The sequence below is a fragment of the Mesorhizobium sp. M3A.F.Ca.ET.175.01.1.1 genome (assembly GCF_004791945.1).
Classification (GTDB): domain Bacteria; phylum Pseudomonadota; class Alphaproteobacteria; order Rhizobiales; family Rhizobiaceae; genus Mesorhizobium.
The window spans coordinates 644,703-669,306 of the sequence record NZ_SRTP01000003.1 but is presented as its reverse complement, the minus strand read 5'-3'; the positions used below and the strand labels follow the sequence as shown (position 1 = coordinate 669,306).

Sequence of the window (24,604 nt, the reverse complement as noted above, 5' to 3'; positions counted from 1 at the left end):
CGTCGCCCCGTCAGCGCGCAGTGGCGGGCGTGGCCGAACGCACCGGGACCGAGGACGAGAACACCACGAAGGCAAAGACCAGCACGGCGGCGGCGACGATCAGCGAGCCGACCGCCACGACCGGCTCGACCTCGGGATGACCGGCCGCCAGCATCCAATAGAGCGCCGGCAGCATGATGACGATGCCGACCGTGTAAAGGCCGTAATGGATCATGGCGACGCGGCGCTCGGCCTTGGCCGGGTTGAGCGCGTAATAGCCGCCGAAGATCGCGCTGGTGACCCAGCCGAGAAGGTTGATGTGGGCGTGCGCCGGGAAGGCGCCGTGATCGCCCGAAATCGCCATCTGCAGCCCGGCCGCTATGCCCAGGACGAGAAACACGATGGCCGTCTTGAAGAAGAGTTCCGAAACCCGTGGCATGATTGTCCTCCCAATGCCCAGTCAAACCCGACTCTGCCAAGTCTACACGTCGCAATGCATATTAGCCAATGCGCGGTTGTGGCGGCGGCGGCTTTTGCGCAGCGTTGTCGAAGCCAGGGCTGCTTCGACGGACCTGCACCAAGCGAGGGTTCAGCCCCGGGGCTCGGGTAGCCGAAGAGGGATGGCGCGGCCTTCAAAGGCGCGGCTAGCTGGCGCTTATCATCGCCTCGAGTTGCTTGCGCTCCTCGTCGGACCATTGACCGGGATCTTCGCCATGAGCCGATTTGGCGTGAAGCTCGACATGCTTCATCACCTCTTCCGCGCTTTGCGCCGTGAAGCTTCCCGGACAGGCTTCCATCCCCGGATAGTCTCTGCACCGATACGTATATGGCATTGCCGGCTCCGCACATTAGAGAGTGCTTAAATGAGCGAGCGGAGTCGGGCTTTTGTCAATGGCTTTCCTGACGAAAGCCGGAGCGAGATCTGAGACGCCGGCGGGACAGCGCCTCCCTCTGCCCTGCCGGGCATCTCCCCCAGGAGGGAAGAGATCGGCAGCTTCATTGCTGCCGTTTCTTTGCTGCCACGAAAAATGCCGCCGGGGGGAACGGCGGCATCAATTATTACCCTCTGGTCGGTAGCACCCGACTTACGGCTACCCTCTGGTCGGTGGTAGCGCCCGACTTACGGCGTCGTAGACGTCGCCGCGGCGGCCTCGTCGATCTTCTGCGACAGCACGTCCTTGGCCCAGTCCGTGACCTCCTGGTCGACCGGCTTGTTGGCCATGTCCTGGAGGGCCTCGTCGAGCGATTGATCGTCGGGAGCTGGCGTGTTGGCAGCCGCGGTCTCGGCATCGGTGAGTGCCTGGTTGGCATCATCCACCGCGGTCTGCTGATCCGCGATCTGTGCTTCGACATCCGCGATCTGGTCGGCCAGTGCCGCCTTCTCGTCGTCCGTCATCTGGGACTGGTCGATGTTATTGAGGTCTGTCAGCTGCTGGTTGAGCGCGTCGAGCTTGGCCTGTTCGTCGTCTACGGCCTGCTGCGCGGTCTCAACCGCGGCCTGCGCGTTCTTGGCTGCCGCAGCCTGCGTCACATAGGCCTGGACGGCGGCGAACTTCGGGCTCTTGGAGTTCAGGTAGGCGTTGATGTTGCGCTGCAATGAATTCAGCCGGCCCAGCTTGGCATGGAGGTTCTTCTCCTTCGGCGTCGCCGTGTCATCGGTGTCGTCGTCCACCTGCGATTTCGCGAGCTGGCCCTTGGCTGACGCCGACTTGCCGTGCGTGGCGCTGCCGCCGCTCTTGCCGCTGCTCTTGCCGCCGCCGCCATTGCCACCGGCATGGCCGTGACCGCCACCATTGCCGCCGCCATTGCCGCCACCATGACCGCCGCCATTGCCATTGCCGCCGGCCATCGCCGGAGCCGCCGCGAGCGCCAGAACGGCAAGCGATGTGAAAAGGATTTTTCGGATTTTCATAATACCTCCTGCGGGTCTACTGAAATCGCCACCTCACCCGACCGCTACGGCGTGTCGTATGAGAATTCCCTAACTGAATGCAGTAAACTTTAGACAGTTGCGGTAGCGATGTGCGAGCAAGCTGCCCCGCAGGCCTGCAGAGCGTCGCAGAATGCCCCTTATGTCCTTGAAATTGCTGATTAAATCAAAGGCCTTAGGCGCGCTCGGCCGTTTGCAACAATGAGTGCCCATGTCCTCCCCGACCATGGTCCCAAGGAGCGGGTTTTCCGGCTCGCGAACGGCGTGAACGAACAGGTGAAAGGTGCTGAAATCAATGGCTTGTGACGCTCAAGCAGCAGATCGCGGCGGCACAAACTGGCCCGCTCGTGCTTACGTTGGTGTGGCCGGCCTGCAAGGTAGGCAAGGCGCAAGGACGCATGCGAAGTTTCGCATTGCCGGTTCGGCGTCAACTGCGTTTCAGGTCGGGCAAGCTCCCGCCACGCTGCTGAGTTTCGGCACCGAGACCGTGGTCGAATAGTTGATCGGGAACTGGTCGAAATAGGGGAAATCGATGACGTAGGCGTAGCTGGCGGTCAGGTGCGCCATGCAGAAGCCGCCGCTTGCCGGATCGGTGACAATCGTCACGCTCACGTTCTTGAGGCCAAGCGCTGTCAGCTTCTGCGTCGCGATCGCCTGGATCTGCGACTGGGTCATCGTGTTGTTGAGCTGCAGCGAGCGCGCGGAGGCCTCCAGCGTGTAGCGAACGCTGGAGTTGGAATTCATCGACCAGCCGAAGGCGAAAATCCCAAACAACAGCATGATGAGGACAGGCGCGATCAGCGCGAACTCGATGGCGCCGCCGCCCGAAACATTGCCGGCAAACGCCTTTGGATTCAGCCGCTTGCAGCGAGACGCAATTGGGGTCAGAAAACCGCTGCGCATTTTTCCCGGGCTTCGCCTAGCGGACACGGACCACCTGTTGATGGTCCATCGCCGTGTCCTCCGGGAACGGGCCGAAACTGAAGGGCGGCGTCCAGGTGCCCGACGCCTGGATCTCGACGTAGATCGTGGGCACTTTCGATCCCGCGCACATGGTCGACGCCGACGCCACCACAATCGTCCCGCATTTATAGACGCGGTTCACCGTGACGGCCGCGTCCGTAGGCTTTTTCTCCCAACTCGCCAGCGCGGCCGCTTGCGTGGCGTTGTCGTCGCTGGAGCCCGCCAGCACCAAATTCGCCGCCGTCTTCACGCCGGCGCGCATCGAGAGCGAGTGGGTGACGTAGGACCAGCCATCGACGGTGCCCAGCAGGGCGACGCACAGCACCGGCAGCACAAGCGCGAACTCGACCGCGGCGGCGCCGGATCGGTCTCTGCGGAAACGGGTCGCCGGTGGTTGCATGGCGCCTACTCGACGAGCTTTATCGACGACGCGGCCGTGATGCCGCTCATCCCAAGGCTCGAGCAGTCCTGATTGATGGTGGAGTTGCCGGACCATTTGATGGTGTCGGCGACGACTTGCGTGCAGCCGTTCTGGCCGGAGAAATTACCGAGATAGTTGACCTGCTGCTTGGGGAAGTAGATGGCGCCGGTCAGCGAGGAGGTCGCGGTGCCGTTGAAGGTGCTCTGTGCCGCAGTCCCGGTCCGGTCGCCGTAAAAAAGCACGCCGGAATAGGTTCCGGAAGTCGGGGCGCTGAGCGTCACCGTGGCGTTGCCGTTGATGCTGACGGTGTTGCTGCCCGACATGTAGATGGTCACGCCGTTGGTGCAGGGTGAGGCGCAGGTGATGACCGCGCCGGCATTGATCTTCAAATTGCCCTGCACGATATAAGTGCCGGAAGTAAGCGCGACATTGCCATTGAGGTTCATGCCACTGCAGTATGTACCGGCCTGCAGTGTTTGCGTTGTCTTGCTGCCGTTAACGTTCTTGCAACCGCCACTGGGTGTTGGCGCCGGCAGGTTCGCGAACGGATCGGACGCCGGCAGCGCCTGAGTGATCTTCGAGGCGCATTTCGTGGTCACTGGGTTGTTCAGCACCATGCCGCCGACCGAAATCAGGCAGTCGGCCGCCAAACCCGCCGATCCCTGCACGGTGATGGCATCACTGGCGGTCGAATCCGACATGACGGAGCAGCCGTTGAGCTTGACGGTGGTGTTGCCGGAGAAGAGCGCCGCCTGCGCGGCCGAGTTGCTGAGCGCCAGCACGCAAGCGTAGGAGGCGTCGGTGATCAGCGCCACTGCCCTGGCCTGCTCGGGCACCTTGCTCGATGAGAAGATCGAGGTGAACATCCGGTCGAGGTTCTGGTTGAGGATTACCTCGACCGCCTTCTTTGCCGTATAAGCCCCCGACGTCGGCGGCGTGTGGACGGTGATGGTGCCCGTGCCCAGCCCGTTTTCGGTCGCCGATGCCGTGGCGGCCGCGGTGATGGTCGCAGTGTCGGAGCCCCAGGACTTCTCCACGGCGCCGGCATAGGCGGCCGCGTCCGCCGTCGACTGAAGCCTCAGGCTCGAATAGTACCAGTAGGACGTCTCGACCCCGAGCCCGGCCCCGCCGACGACAATCGGCAGGGTCAGCGCGAAGATGGTGGCGACATTGCCGCCCTCCCCCCTCCGCAAGCCGCGAGAGAGGAATTTTTTGATGATCCGACCGAGTTGTGTCATGGCCGAGCGCGCCCAAGCTATCCCGGCGACCACGTCATCACCCGTGGATAAAGGAATGCCTAATTTTTTCGCTCGACTTGCGAAGGTCAGACTGCAGAGGCCAGTCTCACCGACTTGTGGCGCAAACAGTAAGACTTTAGACCCATCGCCGCTAGGACTTAAGGCTCAAACCACGGAAAACATTTATATTTTAGACTTTTTGCATTTTAACTTTTTCGGAAATCGCTCGTAGAGGCCGCTGACGTATCACTCTGCCATATCCGGCGAGGGGTGCTTTCCATGCTTGCGCAATTCTGGGCTTCGAAGCGCGGCAACTTCGCGGTGGCGACCGCTGTCGCCGCGGTGCCGCTGATGCTTGCCGTGGCCGGCGCCGTCAACCTGGTGGGCACCAGCGACGACGCCGCGCAATTGCAGAACTCGCTCGATGCGGCCGGCCTCGCCATCGGCACGAAATACATGGCCAGCATGTCGGCGAGCGACGTGCAGCAGCTCGGCCAGACCTTCTTCGCGGCGAATATGAGCGTCGCCGACGCCGGGGAGTATGCGGGCAGCGTCTCGGCCTTCCAGGCGACGGCGAGCGGCAGTCCGAGCGGCTACACCATCGCGCTGTCGTCCAGCATCAGCCGCCCGTCCTTTATCAGCAGCGCGTCCGACTGGCAGGCGACGCGCTCCGCCTCGGTCAAGATCAAACCAGGGGCAGAAGCGTGCGTGCTGGCGCTCAATGAGCATGCCGACGATGCCGTCAACTTTCAGGGCACGACCAGCGTCGCCATGAATGGCTGCGTGATCGCCGCCAACTCCGACGCCTCGGACGCCGTCAACCGCGGCGGCTCGGCCGTCGTCAGCGCCGCCTGCGTCTCGACGGTCGGCGAGACCGAAGGCATGACACCGCCCAGCGCCACGCTCACCTGCGGCACGCCGCTGGAGAACCAGTACGCGTCCTTCGACCCACTGGCCGACGTCGTCCCTCCCGCGCTCGGGACTTGCAAATCGATGCCCAACGGCAAGATGGTGACGCTGTCGCCGGGCACCTATTGCGACAAGAGCTGGACCGGGAAGATCACTCTCAACCCGGGCGTCTACATCCTGCGCGGAGTGAGCGTGAAGCCCGGCGGCAATGGCACGCTGACCGGCGCGGGCGTGACGCTCTTCCTGATGGAAGGCTCGCAGATCTACATCAACGCCAACGAGCAGGTAAACCTGTCGCCGATGACAACCGGCCCCTATGCCGGCATCACCATCTACCAGCCCCACGGCAACACGTCGGCGCTGACGCTGAACGGCGGAGCCGGCTCGGTCATCAGCGGTTTCATCTACGCCCCCGACGCCACGATCACCTATGCCGGCAACTCCGACATGAATTCGCAAGGCAGCTGCCTGCGGCTGGTCGGCGACACGGTGCAGATCACGGGAAACTCGGCGTTCAAGTCGGACTGCGCGGCCGAACTCGGCAGCCGGGAGATGTATGCCAGCCGGATGATCACGCTGGCCAAGTGATCGCTGATCTCCCTCTCGAGCGAGATGGCCGCGAAGCGGCCAGAGCGGATCGTCTCACATAGATCGCCGGCGTGGTCTGTTGTGTCACGCCACGATATCCGCGCCCGGCTGTTCGTCGAACAGCACCGCGCAGCCGCGCTGCAAGGCCACTTGGCTCAGGGCGTTCACGGCCGCCTCGTCCGAGGAGACGAAATCGCCGGTCAGCACGCGCAGTTCCTCGACTGCCTTGGACATCGAGACGAGGCGCCCGGCCGAGCGATCGCTGGCGCAGGCGTCGACGACGCAGAGAAGATCGATGAGTTCGAAGTTGTCCATGGCGGCCTCCGCCCACAACATCCCTTCCGCGAATCAACGGCGCGATGGGCGAAGCGGTTCCCGCGCGTCGCGGTCACGGAAATGCGCAGCGGTTCCGGGCGACGTGCATCACTGCATGTCGCGCGAAAGTGTGCAGCGGTTTTGCGAAAACGACATGCATAAAAACAAAGACCCAAAGCGTATCGCCTGGATCCGTGTCAGCGCGAGGCGCTTTTAGCGCTGCGGCCGCGCCGGCGCATGGCTGAGATCGAAGTGGAACGGCAGGCACGGTTCCATGCAGGACTGGCGCATGGAGCCGGTCGTCGACGGATCGACGGGAAGCAGGACCACCATCTGCGCGCCGGGCTCCGGCCAGAGCGGCCTGCCGAAGGCGAGAAAGATGCCGGCGATCAATCCCGCCAGCAGGAGAACGGCGAAGGCGTTCGCGATCATTTCGCCCGGTTGCATGGAGCGCTCCTGACGCAGGATGCCTCAAATCGACATCGGCATCCGGCTCTAACCATCTGTTTTAGCCGCATTTCCGCGACACGAAGCGACTGCGCCCGGCCGCAAATGCTGTGAGGAGATGCCCGCCATATCGCAGGAAATGGCGGGCACCTCGTGGTCAACCGCCGATGAAGGGACTGTGCTCGACGGTCTGCGGCCCAATGATTTGCCGCGTAGGTTGTTTCAACAAATCCGGCATTTCGGGCCTCTGCGTCGCAGGGTGAGACTTCAGTCCCAGGGGCGCCATGGACCGTGGCCCGAGCGCCGGAACAATCATCCTTTGGCTCCGTTGGCCAGCATCGAAATCGGCAAAAGGAGAGGAAGTCATGGCCGACGGACCTACAGTTGTGAACAGCGGGAGCGGCGGCACTGCCATCGCGGTCGTGCTCGCCATCGTCGCGATCCTGGTGCTGCTGTTCTTCACCGGCGTCATCAATATCGGCGGTGGCGGCGGCGGCTCGACAGACGTCAATGTCAAGCTCGACACGCCGAAGGTCGAGGCGCCCAAGGTGGAGACGCCTTCCGCGCCGACGACCACCCCGGCGCCAGCCCCGGCCGCGCCTGCACCGGCGCCGGCACCAGCACCGGCCAACGGCGGCTGATAGCGGCGCAACCAATCGTGCCGGGTTGCGTTGATATACCGGCTACTCAAACTCGGCCCGCGCCTCGAGCGCGGGCCCTTTTTTCGCAACAGAAACGTCCGGGCAGCCTTCCCGCACTCGGCCCGATCAGTCCTCCAATTGCATGGGTTGATGGCCGGGCTGCTGATGCCAGACCACCTGGCGGAAATCGGTCAGTTCGACCACCTGGCTGCAGGTGGGGCAAATGTAGTTGTCGCAGCACTGGCGCAGCGCCGGCGGAGCCCGCCGGGCAGCAATGACCGGCGGACGGGCATCCGTTTTCGGAGCCTCATGAAGCATCGGTTTCCTCCCAGGTTGTTCGTTGATTATCCTGCGCCCAATGGTCTTTTCCCCCGCCCGGCTACGTCTCGCCCGGCCTGACGCGCGGCGCGCGCCCGACCAAGTTCGGGATCGTCCTGATCGGGGATTGCGTGGGCTGCGACGGTGTCGCCCAGACTGTTCGTCGAGGGTGCATCGAATCCTCCCTTTCGGGCGGGAACGGATGGTCCCTCAACCATCGTCGTGCCAGCGCGAGGGCCAGGAAAGCATCGAACAATCCGATTGCGCATTAACTTCGGATAAGATGCAATCAAAAAATTGAGAGGAGCCGTGACGCTCCCCAACTATATTAGCAATTTCTCATGAGCGGGCGTATGAGTCGGGCAGCGGTCGCCGGCGATCGCTGCGTCAGGCGCCGCTTTTGCTAGGGGAGAGAGTGCCATGGCCGAAACCGCAATGACCGTCAGCAAATTGGAGTCCAAGTCGCACGACAATCCCGACGAGGTCCGCTCGCCCGCCAAGACGCGTGTCGAGATCGTGCGGTTGCCGGGCTACTCCCTGGCACGAATGAATATGCAGCCCGGCTGGAGCTGGTCCGAATGCGTGAAGCCGGTGGTCAAGACCGAGAGCTGCCAGGTCTCGCATGTCGGCTATGTCGTATCCGGAAAGATCACCATCCGCATGACCGACGGAACGCAAAAGACCTTCGAGGCCGGCTCGTCCTACACCATCCCGCCCGGCCACGACGCCTGGGTGGAAGGCAACCAGCCTTTCCAATGCATCGAGGTCCTGAGCGCCGAGCAATACGCCAAGCCGGCATAGCGCGCCGGTTATCTCCCGCTCGAGGGGGAGATGGCCGCGAAGCGGCCAGAAGGGGTCGGTGCGACTGGGCTCGGCCTATTGCGGGGGCGAAGGAGGTCGGCGCTTGACGCGCGACGACCCCCTCTGTCGCCTTCGGCGACATCTCCCCCGCAAGGGGAAGACGGCTGGCGCCACACGGCAACTTGACAAGCAGACCGGTTTTGTTCTCATTATGTTCTGGTAAATATCCCTCTTGCAACAGTCGCTACTAATGCTGCGATGCGGTGCGGCGATGGAGCCGGGAGCGCGGGATGCCTGCCACGAACGCCACCGCCGGCGCCGCCACCATCCTGCATGCCGACCTCGACGCCTTCTATGCCTCGGTCGAGCAACTGCTCGACCCGTCGCTCAGAGGCAAGCCGATCGCCGTCGGCGGCGGCGTAGTGCTCGCCGCCTCCTACGAGGCGAAGATTTTCGGCGTGCGCGGCGGCATGCCCGGCCGCAAGGCGCGCGAGCTTTGTCCGCAGTTGATCTTCGTCGGCGGCCGCTTCAGCGAGTATCAGCGCCTCGGCGACGCGGCCATCAAGGTGCTCGACGACTTTACGCCCCTGGTCGAGCGCATCTCGATCGACGAGGCGTTCGCCGACGTCGCCGGCTGCACGCATCTGTTCGGGCCGCCGGAGGAGATCGCCAGGACCATCCGCCGCCGCGTCAAGGCCGAGCTCGGCCTGCCGATCTCGATCGGCGTGGCCCGCACCAAGCATCTCGCCAAGATCGCCTCGCAGGTGGCCAAACCGGACGGGCTGGTGGTGGTCGAGCCCGGCACCGAGATCGAGTTCCTGCACGATTTGCCGGTGTCGCTGATGTGGGGCGTCGGACCGGCGACCAGGGCAAGGTTGGCCGAGATCGGCGTCGAGACGATCGGGCAGCTGGCGCGCACGCATAGCGGCGCGCTGGAGCGGCTGATCGGCCACGCCGCCGGGCAGAAGCTGGCAGCACTTGCCTGGAACCGCGACCCGCGCCGGCTGGAGACGCACCGGCGCGCAATTTCGGCCGGTGCGCAGTCGGCGCTCGGCCGCAAGCCGGCGCTGCCCAGCGTCTTCGTGCCGACGCTGCTGCATCTGGCCGACCGCGTCGCCAGCCGCTTGCGCGCCAAGAACCGGCCCGGACGCACGGTGACGGTGCGCGTGCGCTTCGCCGACATGCGCGCGGTCACCCGCTCGGTAACGCTGGAGCAGCCGATAGCGGCAACCAACATGCTGGCCGAAATCGCCGAGGAGCTGGTGCGCGGCGTGCTGGCCGCCAACGCGCGAGAAAAGGAGATCTCGCTGCTGGCGATCTCGGTCTCGCATCTGGAGGAGACGCCGGAGCTGCAGCTCGAACTGCCGCTCGGGCTGGCCGACGAGAAGCTTAAGCCCGGCAGCCGCAGCGGGCTCGCCCGCTTCGGCGCCGACCGCGCCGTCGACAAGATCCGCCTGCGCTTCGGCCGCCAGGCCGTCGGCTACGGCACGGCGGCGCTGGAGGCGGCGCGCTCGGTGCCGGACGAATTCAGGGAACTGGCCGAGAAGGAGCTGTGAGCGCTTGATCTCCCCTCTCGAGGGGGAGATGACCGCGAAGCGGTCAGAGGGGGTCCTCGCGCGTGGAACGCCGACCTCCAATCAGGCCGAGTCCGGTCGGGCCGCTCTGGCCTGCCCGGCATCTCCCCCTCGAGCGGGGAGATCACGCGCTCCGCCGCTTTCGCCTGGCAGTACACTCAAAAAATTCCGCCCCCATGTCGGTCTTGCCAAGCCTCGCTCGTCCTTGGAGCATAGACCGGCAATCAACAGGAGAAACGATATGCCAAGCACTGTCTGCCTGCACCGCGTCCTGGCAACAAGGCCCGAGAAAGTCTACCGCGCCTTCATCGAGGCGGACGCGCTGGCGAAATGGCTGCCGCCGAACGGTTTCACCTGCACGGTGCATCACCTGGAGGCCAAGGTCGGCGGCACGTTCAGGATGTCCTTCCGCAACTTCACCACGGGCGACGGCCATTCGTTCGGCGGCGACTATGTCGAGCTCGTTCCGGGCGAGCTCGTGCGCTACACCGACAAGTTCGACGACCCCAACCTGCCCGGCGAGATGCAGGTGACCGTGGAGCTGAAGAAGGTCTCGGTCGGCACCGAGCTGAACATCACCCAGGCCGGCATTCCCGACGCCATTCCGGCCGAGGCCTGCTATCTCGGCTGGCAGGAATCGCTGAAGAACCTGGCGCGGCTGGTCGAGCCCGAGATCAATCAGTAGAGGGTCGCGATGGCGGGACGCCGATCTCCCCCCTCGAGGGGGAGATGTCGCCGAAGGCGACAGAGGGGGTCGGTCCGACTGGGCTCGGCCTCGTTGCGCAATGGAGGTTGGCGTTCCATGCGCGGCGACCCCCTCTGGCCTGCCGGCCATCTCCCCCTCGAGGGGGGAGATTAAGCGCTTCGCCGCTGCTTCAACCCGCCCCGACCGGCCAAGTCGGCGAGCCAGGAGCTCACCGCCGCGACCGGAGCCGGATGGCGTGGCTTGCGCGGCGAGACCACGTAGAAATCCGAACCGGGGGCGAGCACGGCGGGGATCGGCCGAACCAGCCGGCCCGATGCGATGTCGTCCTCGACGAAGAAGAGGCTGGCGAGTGCCAGGCCCTGGCCGGCGATGGCGGCCTCGATGGCGAGCGAGGTCTGGTTGAAGCGGATGTTCTTGGCCGCGGTCGGCACGTGGCCGGGGAAAGCCAGCTCCAGGTAGCGCGGCCAGAAACCATGCGAATCGTGCAGCAGCGGATAGCGGGTAAGCCTTTCCGCGGCGTCGGGGACGCCGAGCTTCTCGACGAGCAGCGGGCTCGCCACCGCGACGATTTCCTGCTCGAACAGAAGATCGGCGCTGAGGCCAGGCCCGAAGGGCGGCCGCCCGAGCCGCACCGCAAGATCGACCGCGTCGGTCTGGAAATTGGCCATGCGGTCGCTGGCGACGATGCGCAGATCGATGTCGGCATGGGCGGCAGTGAAGTCGGGCAGGCGCGGGATCAGCCATTTCGAGGCAAAGGTCGGCGTGACGCTGATGGTGATATGTTGCGGCTCCGGGCGCAGCGCCTCGGTCGCTTCGGCGATCAGCTCGAAGGCGCGCCGCACATTGGCGACATAGCCGCGCCCGGCCTCGGTCAGCGCCAGCGTTCGCGGCTGGCGCTCGAACAGCTTCAGGCCGAGCTCGGCCTCGAGCCCCCTCACCTGCTGCGCGACCGCGCCCTGGGTGACGCGCAGTTCCTCGGCGGCAAGCCGGAAATTGAGATGGCGCGTCGCCACCTCGAAGGCGCGGAGCGCGTTGAGCGAAGGGAGCCTTCCGATACCATCCGCCATGCGAGTAGTTTTTCTACTGGATAAAAAAAGCGAAACTGGTTCGCGCGATCGATCCGCTCATGATAACAGAGCAGGAACTTCAGCGCAAAGGCGGCTTCTTCGCCTTTGACAGGCAGGAATCGATAGCGACATGGCGATAGAAAAAGTGGCTCTTGTGACGGCGGGCGGCAGCGGCATGGGGGCGGCGGCGGCGAAGCGGCTGGCGGCCGACGGCTTCAAGGTCGGCGTGCTTTCCTCCTCCGGCAAGGGCGAGGCGCTGGGCAAGGAGCTCGGCGGCTTCGGCGTCACCGGCTCCAACCAGTCGAACGAAGACCTCAAGCGCCTGACCGACGGCGCGCTGGAGCGCTGGGGCCGCATCGACGTGCTGGTCAACAGCGCCGGCCATGGGCCGCGGGCGCAGATCATCGAGATCAGCGACGAGGACTGGCACAAGGGCATCGACACCTATTTCCTCAACGCCGTGCGTCCGACCCGGCTGGTGACGCCGGTGATGCAGAAACAAAAGTCGGGCGTTATCATCAACATCTCGACTGCCTGGGCGTTCGAGCCGAGCGCCGCCTTCCCGACCTCGGCCGTGGCGCGCGCCGGGCTCGCCGCCTACACTAGGATCTTTGCCGACACCTATGCCGGCGACAACATCCGCATGAACAACGTGCTGCCGGGCTGGATCGACAGCCTCCCGGAGACCGAAGCGCGACGCGACAGTGTGCCGATGAAGCGCTACGGCACCTCGGAAGAGATCGCCGCGACGATCGCTTTCCTCGCCTCGGATGGCGCCGCCTACATCACCGGCCAGAACATCCGCGTCGACGGCGGAATAACGAGGGCGGTGTGAGGTAGAGCGGGCGCCGGCTCAGGTCATCCGGGTCTGCGGGAATTGAGCGCCCACAGAACCCCTAAAAAGACCACTGAGGCCACCAGGACGATCGAATTGCCGACCACGATGTTCCAAAAGCGTGTCGGATCGTCGGCGAGCGCGACCCAATTCAACCTGCCCCGGACTTCGCCCGTCTTGATGCCGCAGGCGATGTTGTAGATCGCCAGCGCAGCAAGCGCCGCCATCAGCACAAAGAGGTCGTTGTTCTTGTTGCGATCCATGAGAGCGGTTTCTAATAGCGCTTGGTGAAATTTTGCTTACCTTGGGTAAGGCAGCGGCCGTGGCACCGGCCGCGCGCTTTCGCTGTCAAATTGTTTGCCCGACGGCTACCGTGCGGCGCTGCAACGGAGGCAAGGATGAGCACATCTTTCAAGCTGGGCATCGTGGGCGGCGCGGGCTGGCTGGGCGGCGCCATTGCGGGCGCGGCGCTGGCAGCCGGAGTCGTGCGCGCGGAAGGTCTCGCCCTCTCCTACCGGAGCGCGAAGCCGGAGCGTTTCCCGGGCGCGTTCTGGACCGACGACAACCAGGCGCTCGCCGACCGTTGCGATGTGATCATGCTTTCGGTGCGGCCGCAGGACTGGCCGCCGCTTGGGCTGGATGCCAAAGGCAAGCTGGTGATTTCGGTGATGGCCGGGATCAGGCTGGCCGAGATCGGCGACAGGCACGGCACGCGCCGGGTCGTGCGCACGCTGCCCAACGCTGCGGCCGAGGTCTCAAAATCCTACACGCCGTGGATCGCGAGCAGCGAGGCCACCGAACAGGACCGCGCCATCGTGCGGGCAATCTTCGATGCCTGCGGTCTGCAGGACGAGGTGGCGAGCGAGCGCGACATCGATTACCTCACCGGCCTGACGGGCTCGGGTCCCGCCTTCCCGGCCCTGCTGGCGAACGCGATGATGGTGCACGCGATCGGCTTCGGCCTGTCGCCGGAAGTCGCGCGCCGCGCCGTCAACACGGTGCTGACGGGGACCGGGCGGCTGCTCGAGCTCAACGACGCCTCTCCCCCCGACACGGTCGAAGCCTTCCTCGGCTATCGCGGCACGACAGCCGCCGCGATCGAGACGATGCGGCAAGCGGGGTTCGACGAGGCGGTCGCCAAAGGGCTGGCGGCGGCATTCGAAAAGTCGATCGCGATGGGCAAGGCGTGAGCGGGCAGGCCGAGGCAGAAATCCTGGCTGAAAGTCGGCAAGGGCCGGTCGGGCGTGACCCCTGCAATGTCTCGAGTGCAGATCTTTTCGCCGGCCACAGCACCAAGCCAATTTGGGTCCGCTCGCCAATGCCAACACATGCAGAGGCCCAATGGGCATCAACGTAGCCGTTCTCGCCAGTGAGCCGGAGATCTGTCGCATACGTGTGGCGCCTTTGCTCGACGCGCTGACACGCGCCGGGGCGATAGCGGACTACGTGCTGCTGGACCGCGACCTGGCTCCCATCGGACGACGCGGCTTCGACGCCTTCAACGCCGTGATCGTGCAGCGGAACGTCAGCAGGGCGCAGCTCCGTTTTCTGGCGCGTCAGCGTCTGCGTTTCGTCTATGACATCGACGATCTGCTGCCGCGGCTGCCGGCGCACCAGCATCGCAAGAAGCAGGAGACCAGCCGCAGGATCGCCTGGTGCCTCGCGCATGCGGACGCCGTATCGACCCCTAACCAGAAGCTTGCAATCGAGCTCGAAGAGGCCACCGGCGTAAGTCTTCAAGGCCGCGGCATCGTCGTCCCGAACGGTCTGGAACCCGTCGCGGTCGACGAGAGCGGATGGGCCGTCCCGGCCAGGCAATTGCTTTGGGTGTCCAGCGACCTTCCGATGATCGAGACCGAGGCGCCGGGCCTGGCCGAGGCGATTGCCACCGCCGCGAACGAACTCGGCCTGAAGGCGATCCTGATCGGCCGCTTCCCGGATCGCATCAAGTCGCTGTTCGACCGGATCGACTATATCCCGAGACTTGGCTTCGCGGACTATCGGAGGTTTCTGGCCTCGCTTCGCCGGACGATTGCCGTCGCGCCCTTGCCCTTCCATTCGGAAAGCCACCAGGCCTTCATCGATTCGAAATCCGACATCAAGGCAGTCGATTTCCTTGGCCACGGCATTCCCGCGGTCTACTCGGCGGCATGGCCATACCGGAACAGCGATCTCGACCTCGCGCCGCTGGTGGCCAACGAGCCGCATCGCTGGCGCGAGGCGATCGCGGACGTTGCCGGGCATCCCGCCGGGCACATCGATGGCCCGAAAGTGCAGGCCGTTCACCGCCAGCGATCATACGCGACCGTCGCGACCATGCTGGGCGACCAGCTTGCCCGATCCGCCATGCCCTATCGGCCGCTGCCGCGCCCCTCGATCAACTCCGTCCTGCGCGGATGGGAGCAACGCATACGGCAATGGCGGCGGTCCCGACGCAAAAGCGCGTCGCGCTGAATCGGATTCAGGCGACGCGCTTTAAGTCTTCGCTCTTATGCATGTCGTTGCCCCAGAACCGCTGCACACTTCTGGGCGACATGCATTAGAGCAATTGACCGTTACACGGAAAGGAACTGGCTCAGGCAGCGGACATCCGGCTCGCGACCTCTTCGATTCTCGTGGCGGCGAGCTCGATCCCGGTGGTCATTTCGGTTGTCGCGACATAGTCGTGCGCCAGCTTGCTGAGGCTCGCCCGCTTGCTCTTCACGACACGCGCGGCCTCGGCGATCGCCGACGGCGAGGCATCGGGTGAAAGCACGAGGCCGGCACCCGAGGCGCTGACATGCGCGGCATAGCCGCAGTTCTGCGTCGTGACGACCGGCACGCCCGCCGCAAGCGCCTCGACGATGACCGTGCCGGTCACATCCAGGCGGGCAGGATGAACGAGCAGGTCGCAGGCGCCGAAAAGCCTGTCGAGCATGGCGTGGTCGGCCGCGCCGACGGCGACAATGCGATCACGGCAGCCTCGCCTGTCGGCCTCCTCGAACATCCGGCGCGCGCGTTTGTGCGCGGGATCGACGCCGGCGACCAGCAGCAGTGCGTCCGGCGCCAGGGAAAGCGCGGCGACAGCGCGGTCCAGGCCTTTGGTTCGTGGCTGCACGCCGATCCATAGCCACGCGTTCTGTCGCTCCTCGATGCCGAGGGAGCGGCGCAATTCCTGCCGCTCGGGGTCGGGCAGCGAGGGAAGAATGCGGCGGGGGGCGAGCGTGGGCGGCAGAACCGTGATACGTTCGGGCCGGATCGACCATGCGCGCCGGTAGGCATCGGCCTGGGGCTGGCTGAGCATGAGCAGGGCCGTGTTCGAGCGCGGGCCGCAACAGGCCTCCTCCAGCTGCCGCATGACGCGGTAGCGCGGCAACAGCTGCGATCGCCGCCGCTCGGCGAAGCACCAATCGCCACAATAGAGCACATCGAGCCCGGTCAGCTTCTGAAATCCGACGACCAGCTGCCTGCGGCGATCGACAGCGCCCTGAAGATCGCTCGCGAAGGCGGCCATCCGGCCATGATTGGTCAGACCCCGCGCCGGCAGTATGGTGATTGGAATGCCGGCCGCGAGTGGCCCCGCCGACGTGCTGTAGAGTCTCACGCGGTGTCCTCGATCGATCAGCACCCGCGCCACTCGCGCGGCATCCCGCTCAACCCCGCCCGCCCTGACGAGATCCGCGACTGCGATCGCAATCTCCATGCCGCTCCATCCTGCCATGTAGGAGCCTCGACTGCTCCCTACTCCAATTGCTCACCCGAACCGAAACCGCGAGGCCTCCCGCGGTCCGCAATGCTCCCAGCAGCAGGGGCGCTAACACACGCACGGATGTCTGTTAAGGCACAATACAGTGAGCCCCACAAGACAGCGTCACGGGTATACTGGTCCCCCGATCGGAACTATTCGCAGCACGCTAAAAAAGCATCTGCTTCAAGGTCGGAAAACGAACCGGCTCCTTCACCGGCGCGGCTTGTATTTTTGTGCCCATGCCCACGTCGCCGCGCAACAGGTTCGCTATCGGCGTTCCACGGTCAGCACCACGGGCATTCCCCAAGGCACGCCGAGCGGCGCTTGAAGAAGCGAGACCTTGCCGACCACGACCTGCGCTTCCCGCCGTGCGTAATGCTTCAGCCTGTAGTTTCCGGAGCGGACGCTCAGGCCGGCGATCGGCCGCCGCCTGGGCGATCGGCCGCCTGGGCGATCGGCGACGAGGCATGGCAGGCGACGATTCGCTCCGGTGAGAAGGCTGCGCGAAAACAAATGCGCGGTCTCGCGACAACCTGCCCAATCTTTTGGCAGGACATTTTCAGAAACAAACAATATTGAGTAAAATTGACCAGAATTCGCGCAATTAAGTGTATTAGGACTTCCTTATTATATTCATCTGCAAGAATTGATAGATGAAATGAAATTTTTCCCTGTACTCCATGGTGATTCCTTGGAACGATAGCGTGAGTTGCAAGTTGGTCCGCAAGCGGCCGGTGGAACCCCGCATCCGCCGATCGCGCGGGCCAGCATCACGAGGAAGGATCGACCGATGACCACCGTCGTCAACGCCAAGGGCGTCCCTCTTCCCTATAGCGGCGCTTCCACCCATTGGTTCTCGGCCACCGGCGCCGGGCCGGAAATGCACGGCACCTCCGGCAACGATTCCTTCTGGGGCGACACCAGCGTCAACGTCACCATGTATGGCGGCCCGGGCGACGACTACTACCACCTCTATTCGACGATCAACCGGGCGGTCGAGCTGCCCGGCGAGGGCGTCGACACCATCGACACCTGGATGAGCTACAAGCTTCCCAGCAATTTCGAGAACCTCGTCGTCACCGGCAACAACCACTTCGCGTTCGGCAACTCGATCGACAACATCATCAAGGGCGGCTCCGGCAGCCAGACCTTTGACGGCGGCCTTGGCAACGATGTGCTGATCGGCGGCGGCGGGGCCGACACTTTCATCATCACCAAAGACCATGGCAGCGATCTGATCACCGATTTCGGGGCCGACGATACGGTGCGCCTCAATGGCTATGACTTCACGTCCTTCGCCGACGTCAAGGCGCATATGATCCAGGCGGGCACGAATCTTCTGCTCGACCTCGGGTCGAACGAGGTGCTGGTGTTCAACAACACGACCGCCGACAAGATGCAGGCCAGCCAGTTCGAGCTGCCGATCGACAAGTCCGGAATGACGCTCGCCTTCTCCGACGACTTCAACACGCTGAGCCTTTCGGACGGGCACACCGGCACCTGGGATACCAACTTCTGGTGGGGGGCGCCGAACGGCAGCACCTTGACCGGCAACAACGAGCTGCAGTGGTATATCGACGCCAATTACGGGCCGACGAGCTCGGTCCACCCGTTCAACGTCGACAACGGCGTCCTCACCATCACCGCGGCGCAGGCACCAGCGGACATCAAGCCCTACATCAACAATTACGAATACACCTCGGGCCTGCTGACCACCCACGACTCCTTCTCGCAGACCTATGGCTATTTCGAAATGCGGGCCGACCTGCCCGAAAACGCCGGCGCCTGGCCGGCCTTCTGGCTGCTGCCGGAAGACGGCTCGTGGCCGCCGGAGCTGGACGTCGTGGAAATGTACGGCCAGAACCCGAACCAACTCCTGATGACCGCGCACACCAACGAGACGGGAACGCATACCAAGATCGGGTCGACGGTGAACGTCTCCGACACCGACGGCTTTCACACCTATGGCCTCTTGTGGACGCCGGACAAGCTCGTCTGGACCTATGACGGCGTGCAGGTCGCGGAAGCGGCGACGCCCTCCGACATGCACAAGCCGATGTACATGCTGGTCGATCTTGCGATCGGCGGCCAGGCCGGCGTGCCGCCCGATCATCTGGCCACGCCGGCGCAGATGAAGATCGACTATATCCACGCCTACACGCTGGACGATCTGCAGCAGGCCCATGTCAGCATAGCGGGCGAACCCACGGCCTAGGCAGCGGCGCAATGGACCAGCGCTGCCAAGAGCTTGCGGGACTGTCGAGGCCGCCCGGCCTGCGGCCGGTGTTCCGGCGCGCCGTCGCCGATCTCGGCCTGTTCTCGCTGCTGATCAACATCCTGCTGTTGGTGATCCCGCTCTACCTGCTGCAGGTCTATGACCGCGTCCTGCCCTCCTCCAGCCTCGAGACGCTGATCTACCTGTCGGCGATCGCGGTTGCAGCGCTCGCCTTTCTCGGGCTGCTGGACGCGGTTCGCGCCATCTACGCGCAGCGCGTCGCGGCCACCGTCGACCGGAGACTGGGCGCGACGACATTCGCCGCCTCGCTCGGCGCCAGACATGCCGGCGGCCTGTCGCCGCTGCGCGACCTGGCCTCGGTCTGCGCCTTCATCAGGTCGCGCGGGGTGGCGGTGCTGTTCGACCTCCCCTTCGGACCCGTCTTCCTCGCCTTGCTCTATCTCATCCACCCGGTGCTGTTCTGGCTGACGCTGGCGGGTGCGGTGCTCCTGCTGCTCCTGGTCGTGGCCAACCAGCTTGCCATCGGCAGGAACGACGCCTTGGCCCTGGAGCGCTCGGCCGTCGCCAGCCAGGCGGAGCAGGCCTTTGCCCGCAATGCCGAGACGCTGCGCGCCATGGGCATGGTCGAGAATGCCGCGCGGGTCTGGGGACGGCAGGTGGCGGAAGCGCTCGCCCTGCACGACCGCTCCGCCGGCGCCAACGCTGTCTTCAGCGGCGCATCGCGGGCACTGCGCATGGTGCTGCAGCTGGCGATCCTCGGCGCCGGCGCCTGGCTGGTGCTGGAAGGGCAGATGACGGCGGGCATGATCTTCGCGTCCTCGCTGGTGTCGTCGCGCGCGCTGCAGCCGCTCGACCAGCTGATCGGGTCCTGGCGGCAGATCGTCGATGCCAGGCGGGCGTGGACGCGGCTGCAGGCCGCGCTGGCGGCGCAACCGGCGGAAGCGCGCAAGCTCGCTCTCCCCGACCCGAGCGGCGCAATTGCGGTGCAGGACCTGTTCTTCCTCGCGCCGAATGCGGGTTTCGGCACCGAGCCCATCCTCAAGCGCCTGAACTTCGCCATTCGCGCAGGCGAAGCGGTGGCGATCGTCGGTCCGAGCGGCGCCGGCAAATCGACGCTGGCGCGGCTGCTGGTCGGCGCGCTGCAGCCGAGCGGCGGCTCGGTCAGCATCGACGGCGCCGAGCTTAGAACCTGGGACGAAAACCAGCTTGGCCGGCAGATCGGCTATCTGGCGCAGGAGGTGGAGCTCTTTCCCGGATCGATCGCGGAAAACGTCGCCCGCTTCGACCCAGCAGCGCAGGACGGCGCGATCGTCGAGGCGGCAAAGCGGGCAGAGGCGCACGAGCTGATCCTGGCGCTGCGCGACGGCTACCAGACCATGATCGGCGCGTCAGGCGCGCTGTCGGGCGGCGAGCGCCAGCGCATCGGGCTGGCGCGCGCCCTCTACGGCAATCCGCGCATCCTGGTGCTCGACGAGCCCAGCACGCATCTCGACGGCAGCGGCGAGGCGGCGCTGGAAGCGGTGCTTGCCGCGGCGCGCGCCGCCGGGGTGACGACCATCGTCATCACGCACCGCCCCGCGATTGCAGCCGCCTGCGACCGCGTGATGCTGCTGCGCGGCGGCGTGATCGAAGCCTTCGGCGCCAGCGCCGAGGTGCTGCGGCAGCCGGCAGCGGCCAAGCCGAACACGGTGGTGACGGGATCGTTCGCGCCGACCATCCGGGCGCACAGCATCCGCTTCGGGTCTTAGGCGATGGAACAGAGCCTCGCCTGGGACCGCCAGCCGCGCACCGACTTCCGCCGCGTGGCATTGACCGGATATGCGGCGATAGCGCTGCTGGCCGGCGGCTTCGGCTACTGGGCGGCCCTCGCGCCGCTCTCGGGCGCGGTGATCACGCAAGGCACGATCGCGGCGACGGGCGGCAACATCCTGATCCAGCATCGCGAGGGCGGGATCATCCAGCAACTGCTGGTGCATGAGGGCGACCGCGTGCGGCAGGGCCAGCCGCTGGTCCTGCTCGACCGGACGGCGGCCGAGGCGGACCTCAACCGGCTGACCAGACAGTCGATCGCGCTCACGGCAAGCGCGGCGCGGCTGGAGGCGGAGCGCGACGGGCTGGACAGGCTGGCGCCGATCAGCCAGGCCGCGCCGGCGCCCTTCCAGCAGGAATTCCAGGCCCTCATCCGCGAACAGCAGAAGGAGTTCGACGCCAGGCTCGCCCGCTTCCGCTCCGAACAGTCGATCCTGGCGCAGCGGGTCGCCATGCATCGCGAGTCGGTGCAGGGCCTGAACGCCCAGAAGCTCGCCATCCAGCAGCAATCGGACGTCGTCAAGAAGGAGCTCGGCATCAAGACCAGCCTGCTCGACAAGGGCCTGACCAACCGCACCGAATATTCGCAGCTCCTGCGCTCAGAGGCCGACCTCGTCGGCCAGGCCGGCGCGCTGGAGGCAAATCTTGCCGCGGCCAACACGCAGATCATCGAGGCCGAGCAGCAGACCGAGCGGCTGACCACGCAGCGCGTCGAGGAAGCGCTGACCAAGCTCGACGAGGTCCGCACCAACCTCGCCGACATCGAGGAGCAGAGGCGGGCCGCTCAGGCCGTGCTTGCCCGCACCACGATCACGGCGCCGGCGGCCGGCATCGTGGTGTCGTCGACCTACAATTCGGCGGGCAGCGTGATCGGCGCGGGCGAAAAGATCATGGAGATCCTGCCCACGGCAGCGGGGCTGGTCGTCGATGCCAAGCTGCGGCCGAAGGATGTCGACCAGGTGCGCGTCGGCCAGCCGGCCAAACTCAGGCTGTCGGCGCTCAACATGCGGCTGACGCCGGAGATGTCGGCCACGGTGACGCAGATCTCCGCCGACCGGCTGGTCGACCAGACCACGCACGAGCCCTATTTCCGCGCCAGGCTGAAGATCGCGGACCGGCTGCCGGCAGGCGTGAAGGCCGAGCAGCTTTATCCGGGAACGCCGGTGGAGGCTTTCATCAGCACCGGCGAGCGGACTTTCTTCGAGTATCTGGCGCGGCCGATGCTCGATTCCTTCGCGCGGGCGTTCACCGAAAGATGAGCGGCAACAACGCTCGCGCAGCCGAAGACAAACCGGCTGCGCCCTGCTAACAATCCGCCAGATTCGACAGAGCCAACCCGACGCAGCTGGCAACAATGAGCATCAACGTAGCTGTTCTCGCCAGCGATCCCGACATCGGGCAGATACGTCTGGCGCCTTTGCTTGATTCACTGGTCAAGAGCGGAGTCATTGCAGACTACGTCCTGCTCGACAACGACATGGCGCCAATGGGCCAGCGCAGGTTCGACCATTTCAACGCGGCCATTGCGCAGAGAAACATCAGCGGGACGCAATTGGATTTTCTGGCGCGCCGCCGCCTGCCGTTCATTTACGACATTGACGACCTGCTTCCGCGGCGGCCGTTCCAGCAACGCAAGCTGGAGCAGACCAGCCGCCGGATCGCCTGGTGCCTGGCGCATGCGGAGGCCGTGTCGACGCCCAACCAGAAGCTCGCAAGCGAGCTCGCGGAAGCCACCGGCGTCGATTTTCAGGATCGCAGCATCGTCGTTCCGAACGGCCTCGAGCCGGTCGCCGTCGATGCGAGCCGATGGGCCGTGCCGGCCAAGCGGCTGCTCTGGGTTTCAGGCGATGTTCCGCTGATCGAGACCGAGACGCCGGGCCTTACCGAGGCGATTGCGGCGGCGGCGAACGAGCTCGGCCTGAAGGCGATCCTGGTCGGCCGCTTCGCCGACAGCATCCGGTCGCTGTTTCGCCAGCTCGAGCACATACCGGGGCTGGCTTTCGCCGAGTATCGGCGGTTTCTCGCCGCGGCCGAGGCGACGATGGCGGTCGCGCCGCTGCCGGTGCATTCGGAGCGTCACCAGGCCTTCATCGATTCAAAATCCGACATCAAGGCGGTCGATTTCCTCGGCCACGGCATCCCGGCGGTCTATTCGGCGGCCTGGCCATACCGAAACAGCGATCTTGCGCCGGGACCGCTGCTGGCCAACCTGCCCGGCTGGCGCGAGACGATCGCCAGCGTCGCCGCGCATCCGGCCCGCCACATCGACCTTGCAAGCGTCGGCGCCGTGCATCGGCTGCGGTCCTATGCGACCGTCGCCGCGGTGCTCGGCGAGCGGCTGGTCGCCTCGTCCATGCCGTCGCGGCCGTTGCCGCGGCCCTCGGTCAACGCTGCCTTGCGGCGCTGGGAGCGACGCTTCCGGCAATGGCGGCGAACCGCATTGCAGGGACGCGGCTGAAGCGGCCAGCCCGACGAGGTTTGCGCCGGCGAATGTCGTTCCCCTGGCCTCTGCCCCAAGGCATATGAATATTCGGAAGCGTTGGCGCGGCACCAGGGGTGGGGTCAATCCTCGTAAGAATCTTCATTTTAGGGCGGGCTCAACCTTCGTAAGAATCCATATGAGCAAAGCCCTGGCCCCCTGCCCGGCCCCCTCTGGGACAGGATTCGCCGGCTCTGGCCCAACCCGCACATGCAAAAGCGGGATGGCCATTATGAGCAGAGGCTTTATAACGGTGCCGAGATTTCCGATAATCATGGGGAGACGATGCGCTACATACGTCCGCATTCAATAGAAGATGCCGCCGGCCTTTTGGCCGGATCAACCGGCACGGCAGCCATTCTGGCCGGAGGCAGCGACCTCTTGGTGAGGATGAAGGGTGGCTTCATCGAGCCCGAGCTGATCGTCGACATCAAGGCGATCGAGGGCCTGAGCGAAATCAAGCAGACGGCAGACGGCTTCAGCATCGGCGCCGCGGTGCCCTGCGCGGCGCTGGGCGAGAACAAGGCGCTCAAGGCGGCCTGGCCGGGCGTGGTCGAGGCGGCCAATTTGATCGGCTCCAAGCAGGTGCAGGGACGCTGCACCATCGTCGGCAATCTGTGCAACGCCTCGCCGGCCGCCGACAGCGTGCCGGCGCTGGTGGCGGCGGGTGCGAAGGCCGTGGTCGTCGGGCCGTCTGGCAGGCGCACCATCGCGGTCGAGGCCGTGCCGACCGGACCGGGCCGGACCTCGCTCGCCAAGGGCGAGATCGTCGAGGCGATCCTGCTCGACAAGCGGCCGCCAAATGCGGGCGACGCCTATCTGCGCTTCATTCCGCGCACCGAGATGGACATCGCCGTGGTCAGCGCCGGGGTGAACCTGACGCTCGACGATGCGGGCGTGGTGAAATCGGCCCGCGTGGCGCTGGGCGCCGCCGCGCCGACGGTGCTTCTGGTCGAAGAGGCGGCCGAGATCCTGGTCGGCTCGAAGCTCGACCAGGCGACGCTGGAGCGGCTGGCCAAGGTCTGCTCGGGCGCCTGCCGCCCGATCGACGACAAGCGCGGCACCATCCATTTCAGACGAAAAGTTGCGGGTGTGCTGGCCACGCGTGCCGCCACCACCGCCTATAAGCGTGCAGGAGGCAAGTGATGGCCGGCGTAGCGGTTTCAACGACAATCAACGGCGACCACGTCGAGTATCTGTGCCAGCCCGACGAGACGCTGCTCGACGTGCTGCGCGACCGGTTGGGCCTCACCGGCGCCAAGGAAGGCTGCGGCACCGGCGACTGCGGCGCCTGCAGCATCATCCTCGACGACCGGCTGGTGTGCTCCTGCCTGGTGCTCGGCGCGGAGGCGGAAGGCCGTCAGATCGAGACCATCGAGGGCATGGCTCAGGGCGACCAGTTGCACCCGCTGCAGCAGAAGTTCCTCGAGCATGCAGCGCTGCAATGCGGCATCTGCACGCCCGGCTTCCTGATCGCGGCCAAGGACCTCTTGGCCAAGAACCCCGACCCGACCGAGGAGGAGATCCGCTTCGGGCTGGCGGGAAATCTCTGCCGCTGCACCGGCTATGACAAGATCGTGCGCGCCGTTCAGGACGCGGCCGCCGTGATGAAGGGTTGATG

The 24,604-nt window shown here is 65.4% G+C and carries 27 protein-coding genes; 15 read left to right on the top strand and 12 right to left on the bottom strand.

Going from position 1 to position 24,604, the window contains the following annotated elements; all coding sequences use genetic code 11:
• Window positions 1-10 precede the first annotated feature (10 nt).
• From EN818_RS11325 to EN818_RS11300, 6 genes are all read right to left on the bottom strand, one after another.
• Complete coding sequence (locus EN818_RS11325; RefSeq protein WP_095808930.1) at window positions 11-418, bottom strand: hypothetical protein; 408 nt, start codon at window positions 416-418, stop codon at window positions 11-13.
• Between the two features lie 205 nt (window positions 419-623).
• Window positions 624-812, bottom strand: coding sequence for a DUF1059 domain-containing protein (locus tag EN818_RS11320; RefSeq protein ID WP_095808929.1), 189 nt, complete (start codon window positions 810-812; stop codon window positions 624-626).
• Between the two features lie 287 nt (window positions 813-1,099).
• Window positions 1,100-1,891, bottom strand: a complete 792-nt coding sequence (locus EN818_RS11315; protein ID WP_095808928.1) for a hypothetical protein — start codon at window positions 1,889-1,891, stop codon at window positions 1,100-1,102.
• Window positions 1,892-2,347: 456 nt separating this feature from the next.
• Window positions 2,348-2,812, bottom strand: a complete 465-nt coding sequence (locus tag EN818_RS11310) for a TadE/TadG family type IV pilus assembly protein (RefSeq protein WP_095808927.1) — start codon at window positions 2,810-2,812, stop codon at window positions 2,348-2,350.
• 16 nt (window positions 2,813-2,828) lie between these two features.
• Window positions 2,829-3,272: a TadE/TadG family type IV pilus assembly protein gene (locus EN818_RS11305; RefSeq protein WP_095808926.1), complete on the bottom strand. Its 444-nt coding sequence runs from the start codon at window positions 3,270-3,272 to the stop codon at window positions 2,829-2,831.
• A gap of 5 nt (window positions 3,273-3,277) precedes the next feature.
• Entirely contained in the window at window positions 3,278-4,531 is a 1,254-nt protein-coding gene (locus tag EN818_RS11300) for a pilus assembly protein TadG-related protein (RefSeq protein ID WP_095808925.1), read from the bottom strand.
• 279 nt (window positions 4,532-4,810) lie between these two features.
• On the opposite strand from EN818_RS11300, the gene EN818_RS11295 reads away from it, so the two are divergent.
• Entirely contained in the window at window positions 4,811-6,028 is a 1,218-nt protein-coding gene (locus tag EN818_RS11295; RefSeq protein WP_095808924.1) for a hypothetical protein, read from the top strand.
• A gap of 84 nt (window positions 6,029-6,112) precedes the next feature.
• Here EN818_RS11295 and EN818_RS11290 read toward each other — a convergent pair whose 3' ends face one another.
• Both EN818_RS11290 and EN818_RS11280 read right to left on the bottom strand, forming a co-directional pair.
• The gene (locus tag EN818_RS11290; protein ID WP_095808964.1) at window positions 6,113-6,343 is read right to left on the bottom strand and encodes a hypothetical protein; all 231 of its coding nucleotides are present in this window, start codon (window positions 6,341-6,343) and stop codon (window positions 6,113-6,115) included.
• Window positions 6,344-6,556: 213 nt separating this feature from the next.
• Complete coding sequence (locus EN818_RS11280; protein ID WP_095808923.1) at window positions 6,557-6,790, bottom strand: polymerase; 234 nt, start codon at window positions 6,788-6,790, stop codon at window positions 6,557-6,559.
• A gap of 365 nt (window positions 6,791-7,155) precedes the next feature.
• Here EN818_RS11280 and EN818_RS32645 point away from each other — a divergent pair, with 365 nt between their 5' ends.
• Window positions 7,156-7,431 carry a hypothetical protein gene (locus EN818_RS32645; protein WP_095808922.1) on the top strand — a complete coding sequence of 92 codons (276 nt, stop codon included), beginning with the start codon at window positions 7,156-7,158 and terminating at the stop codon, window positions 7,429-7,431.
• Window positions 7,432-7,557: 126 nt separating this feature from the next.
• Here the strand turns inward: EN818_RS32645 and EN818_RS11270 are convergent, their stop codons facing one another.
• Window positions 7,558-7,749: a hypothetical protein gene (locus tag EN818_RS11270; RefSeq protein ID WP_095808921.1), complete on the bottom strand. Its 192-nt coding sequence runs from the start codon at window positions 7,747-7,749 to the stop codon at window positions 7,558-7,560.
• A 420-nt stretch (window positions 7,750-8,169) separates the two neighbouring features.
• Between EN818_RS11270 and EN818_RS11265 the strand changes: the two genes are divergently transcribed.
• The 3 genes from EN818_RS11265 (at window position 8,170) to EN818_RS11255 (ending at window position 10,809) form a co-directional block, all read left to right on the top strand.
• Window positions 8,170-8,550 (top strand): cupin domain-containing protein, encoded by a 381-nt coding sequence (locus EN818_RS11265; protein WP_095808920.1) that lies wholly within the window; start codon window positions 8,170-8,172, stop codon window positions 8,548-8,550.
• A 290-nt stretch (window positions 8,551-8,840) separates the two neighbouring features.
• Window positions 8,841-10,106, top strand: a complete 1,266-nt coding sequence (dinB, locus tag EN818_RS11260) for a DNA polymerase IV (RefSeq protein WP_095808919.1) — start codon at window positions 8,841-8,843, stop codon at window positions 10,104-10,106.
• A 259-nt stretch (window positions 10,107-10,365) separates the two neighbouring features.
• On the top strand, window positions 10,366-10,809 hold the full coding sequence (locus EN818_RS11255) for an SRPBCC family protein (protein WP_095808918.1): 444 nt from the start codon (window positions 10,366-10,368) through the stop codon (window positions 10,807-10,809).
• Between the two features lie 170 nt (window positions 10,810-10,979).
• Here the strand turns inward: EN818_RS11255 and EN818_RS11250 are convergent, their stop codons facing one another.
• Window positions 10,980-11,897 (bottom strand): LysR substrate-binding domain-containing protein, encoded by a 918-nt coding sequence (locus tag EN818_RS11250; protein ID WP_176478473.1) that lies wholly within the window; start codon window positions 11,895-11,897, stop codon window positions 10,980-10,982.
• Window positions 11,898-12,027: 130 nt separating this feature from the next.
• Between EN818_RS11250 and EN818_RS11245 the strand changes: the two genes are divergently transcribed.
• Complete coding sequence (locus tag EN818_RS11245) at window positions 12,028-12,732, top strand: SDR family oxidoreductase (RefSeq protein WP_095808917.1); 705 nt, start codon at window positions 12,028-12,030, stop codon at window positions 12,730-12,732.
• A 23-nt stretch (window positions 12,733-12,755) separates the two neighbouring features.
• Here the strand turns inward: EN818_RS11245 and EN818_RS11240 are convergent, their stop codons facing one another.
• Window positions 12,756-12,995, bottom strand: coding sequence for a hypothetical protein (locus EN818_RS11240; protein WP_095808916.1), 240 nt, complete (start codon window positions 12,993-12,995; stop codon window positions 12,756-12,758).
• Window positions 12,996-13,130: 135 nt separating this feature from the next.
• Between EN818_RS11240 and EN818_RS11235 the strand changes: the two genes are divergently transcribed.
• Together EN818_RS11235 and EN818_RS11230 are read left to right on the top strand one after the other, a co-directional pair.
• The gene (locus tag EN818_RS11235; protein ID WP_095808915.1) at window positions 13,131-13,922 is read left to right on the top strand and encodes a pyrroline-5-carboxylate reductase dimerization domain-containing protein; all 792 of its coding nucleotides are present in this window, start codon (window positions 13,131-13,133) and stop codon (window positions 13,920-13,922) included.
• Window positions 13,923-14,073: 151 nt separating this feature from the next.
• On the top strand, window positions 14,074-15,186 hold the full coding sequence (locus EN818_RS11230; RefSeq protein ID WP_095808914.1) for a hypothetical protein: 1,113 nt from the start codon (window positions 14,074-14,076) through the stop codon (window positions 15,184-15,186).
• Between the two features lie 121 nt (window positions 15,187-15,307).
• On the opposite strand, the gene EN818_RS11225 is transcribed toward EN818_RS11230, so the two are convergent.
• Window positions 15,308-16,414, bottom strand: a complete 1,107-nt coding sequence (locus tag EN818_RS11225; RefSeq protein WP_165349870.1) for a glycosyltransferase family 4 protein — start codon at window positions 16,412-16,414, stop codon at window positions 15,308-15,310.
• A 369-nt stretch (window positions 16,415-16,783) separates the two neighbouring features.
• Between EN818_RS11225 and EN818_RS11220 the strand changes: the two genes are divergently transcribed.
• The 7 genes from EN818_RS11220 (at window position 16,784) to EN818_RS11190 (ending at window position 24,602) form a co-directional block, all read left to right on the top strand.
• Window positions 16,784-17,038 carry a hypothetical protein gene (locus tag EN818_RS11220; protein WP_128276691.1) on the top strand — a complete coding sequence of 85 codons (255 nt, stop codon included), beginning with the start codon at window positions 16,784-16,786 and terminating at the stop codon, window positions 17,036-17,038.
• 211 nt (window positions 17,039-17,249) lie between these two features.
• Window positions 17,250-18,674, top strand: a complete 1,425-nt coding sequence (locus tag EN818_RS11215; RefSeq protein ID WP_095808911.1) for a family 16 glycosylhydrolase — start codon at window positions 17,250-17,252, stop codon at window positions 18,672-18,674.
• Between the two features lie 11 nt (window positions 18,675-18,685).
• Window positions 18,686-20,443: a type I secretion system permease/ATPase gene (locus EN818_RS11210; RefSeq protein ID WP_245420636.1), complete on the top strand. Its 1,758-nt coding sequence runs from the start codon at window positions 18,686-18,688 to the stop codon at window positions 20,441-20,443.
• Between the two features lie 3 nt (window positions 20,444-20,446).
• Window positions 20,447-21,763 carry an HlyD family type I secretion periplasmic adaptor subunit gene (locus tag EN818_RS11205; protein ID WP_095808910.1) on the top strand — a complete coding sequence of 439 codons (1,317 nt, stop codon included), beginning with the start codon at window positions 20,447-20,449 and terminating at the stop codon, window positions 21,761-21,763.
• Window positions 21,764-21,858: 95 nt separating this feature from the next.
• Window positions 21,859-22,962 (top strand): hypothetical protein, encoded by a 1,104-nt coding sequence (locus EN818_RS11200; RefSeq protein ID WP_095808909.1) that lies wholly within the window; start codon window positions 21,859-21,861, stop codon window positions 22,960-22,962.
• A gap of 306 nt (window positions 22,963-23,268) precedes the next feature.
• Entirely contained in the window at window positions 23,269-24,129 is an 861-nt protein-coding gene (locus EN818_RS11195; protein WP_095808908.1) for a xanthine dehydrogenase family protein subunit M, read from the top strand.
• Window positions 24,129-24,602, top strand: a complete 474-nt coding sequence (locus EN818_RS11190) for a (2Fe-2S)-binding protein (RefSeq protein ID WP_095808907.1) — start codon at window positions 24,129-24,131, stop codon at window positions 24,600-24,602. Before EN818_RS11195 ends, EN818_RS11190 begins: the two co-directional genes overlap by 1 nt.
• Window positions 24,603-24,604: the final 2 nt, after the last annotated feature.

Bases quoted from the DNA above. Each gene is read 5' to 3' on its own strand.
- EN818_RS11325 (WP_095808930.1), bottom strand. From the start codon at position 418: ATGCCACGGGTTTCGGAACTCTTCTTCAAGACGGCCATCGTGTTTCTC.
- EN818_RS11320 (WP_095808929.1), bottom strand. From the start codon at position 812: ATGCCATATACGTATCGGTGCAGAGACTATCCGGGGATGGAAGCCTGT.
- EN818_RS11315 (WP_095808928.1), bottom strand. From the start codon at position 1,891: ATGAAAATCCGAAAAATCCTTTTCACATCGCTTGCCGTTCTGGCGCTC.
- EN818_RS11310 (WP_095808927.1), bottom strand. From the start codon at position 2,812: ATGCGCAGCGGTTTTCTGACCCCAATTGCGTCTCGCTGCAAGCGGCTG.
- EN818_RS11305 (WP_095808926.1), bottom strand. From the start codon at position 3,272: ATGCAACCACCGGCGACCCGTTTCCGCAGAGACCGATCCGGCGCCGCC.
- EN818_RS11300 (WP_095808925.1), bottom strand. From the start codon at position 4,531: ATGACACAACTCGGTCGGATCATCAAAAAATTCCTCTCTCGCGGCTTG.
- EN818_RS11295 (WP_095808924.1), top strand. From the start codon at position 4,811: ATGCTTGCGCAATTCTGGGCTTCGAAGCGCGGCAACTTCGCGGTGGCG.
- EN818_RS11290 (WP_095808964.1), bottom strand. From the start codon at position 6,343: ATGGACAACTTCGAACTCATCGATCTTCTCTGCGTCGTCGACGCCTGC.
- EN818_RS11280 (WP_095808923.1), bottom strand. From the start codon at position 6,790: ATGCAACCGGGCGAAATGATCGCGAACGCCTTCGCCGTTCTCCTGCTG.
- EN818_RS32645 (WP_095808922.1), top strand. From the start codon at position 7,156: ATGGCCGACGGACCTACAGTTGTGAACAGCGGGAGCGGCGGCACTGCC.
- EN818_RS11270 (WP_095808921.1), bottom strand. From the start codon at position 7,749: ATGCTTCATGAGGCTCCGAAAACGGATGCCCGTCCGCCGGTCATTGCT.
- EN818_RS11265 (WP_095808920.1), top strand. From the start codon at position 8,170: ATGGCCGAAACCGCAATGACCGTCAGCAAATTGGAGTCCAAGTCGCAC.
- dinB (WP_095808919.1), top strand. From the start codon at position 8,841: ATGCCTGCCACGAACGCCACCGCCGGCGCCGCCACCATCCTGCATGCC.
- EN818_RS11255 (WP_095808918.1), top strand. From the start codon at position 10,366: ATGCCAAGCACTGTCTGCCTGCACCGCGTCCTGGCAACAAGGCCCGAG.
- EN818_RS11250 (WP_176478473.1), bottom strand. From the start codon at position 11,897: ATGGCGGATGGTATCGGAAGGCTCCCTTCGCTCAACGCGCTCCGCGCC.
- EN818_RS11245 (WP_095808917.1), top strand. From the start codon at position 12,028: ATGGCGATAGAAAAAGTGGCTCTTGTGACGGCGGGCGGCAGCGGCATG.
- EN818_RS11240 (WP_095808916.1), bottom strand. From the start codon at position 12,995: ATGGATCGCAACAAGAACAACGACCTCTTTGTGCTGATGGCGGCGCTT.
- EN818_RS11235 (WP_095808915.1), top strand. From the start codon at position 13,131: ATGAGCACATCTTTCAAGCTGGGCATCGTGGGCGGCGCGGGCTGGCTG.
- EN818_RS11230 (WP_095808914.1), top strand. From the start codon at position 14,074: ATGGGCATCAACGTAGCCGTTCTCGCCAGTGAGCCGGAGATCTGTCGC.
- EN818_RS11225 (WP_165349870.1), bottom strand. From the start codon at position 16,414: ATGGAGATTGCGATCGCAGTCGCGGATCTCGTCAGGGCGGGCGGGGTT.
- EN818_RS11215 (WP_095808911.1), top strand. From the start codon at position 17,250: ATGACCACCGTCGTCAACGCCAAGGGCGTCCCTCTTCCCTATAGCGGC.
- EN818_RS11210 (WP_245420636.1), top strand. From the start codon at position 18,686: ATGGACCAGCGCTGCCAAGAGCTTGCGGGACTGTCGAGGCCGCCCGGC.
- EN818_RS11205 (WP_095808910.1), top strand. From the start codon at position 20,447: ATGGAACAGAGCCTCGCCTGGGACCGCCAGCCGCGCACCGACTTCCGC.
- EN818_RS11200 (WP_095808909.1), top strand. From the start codon at position 21,859: ATGAGCATCAACGTAGCTGTTCTCGCCAGCGATCCCGACATCGGGCAG.
- EN818_RS11195 (WP_095808908.1), top strand. From the start codon at position 23,269: ATGCGCTACATACGTCCGCATTCAATAGAAGATGCCGCCGGCCTTTTG.
- EN818_RS11190 (WP_095808907.1), top strand. From the start codon at position 24,129: ATGGCCGGCGTAGCGGTTTCAACGACAATCAACGGCGACCACGTCGAG.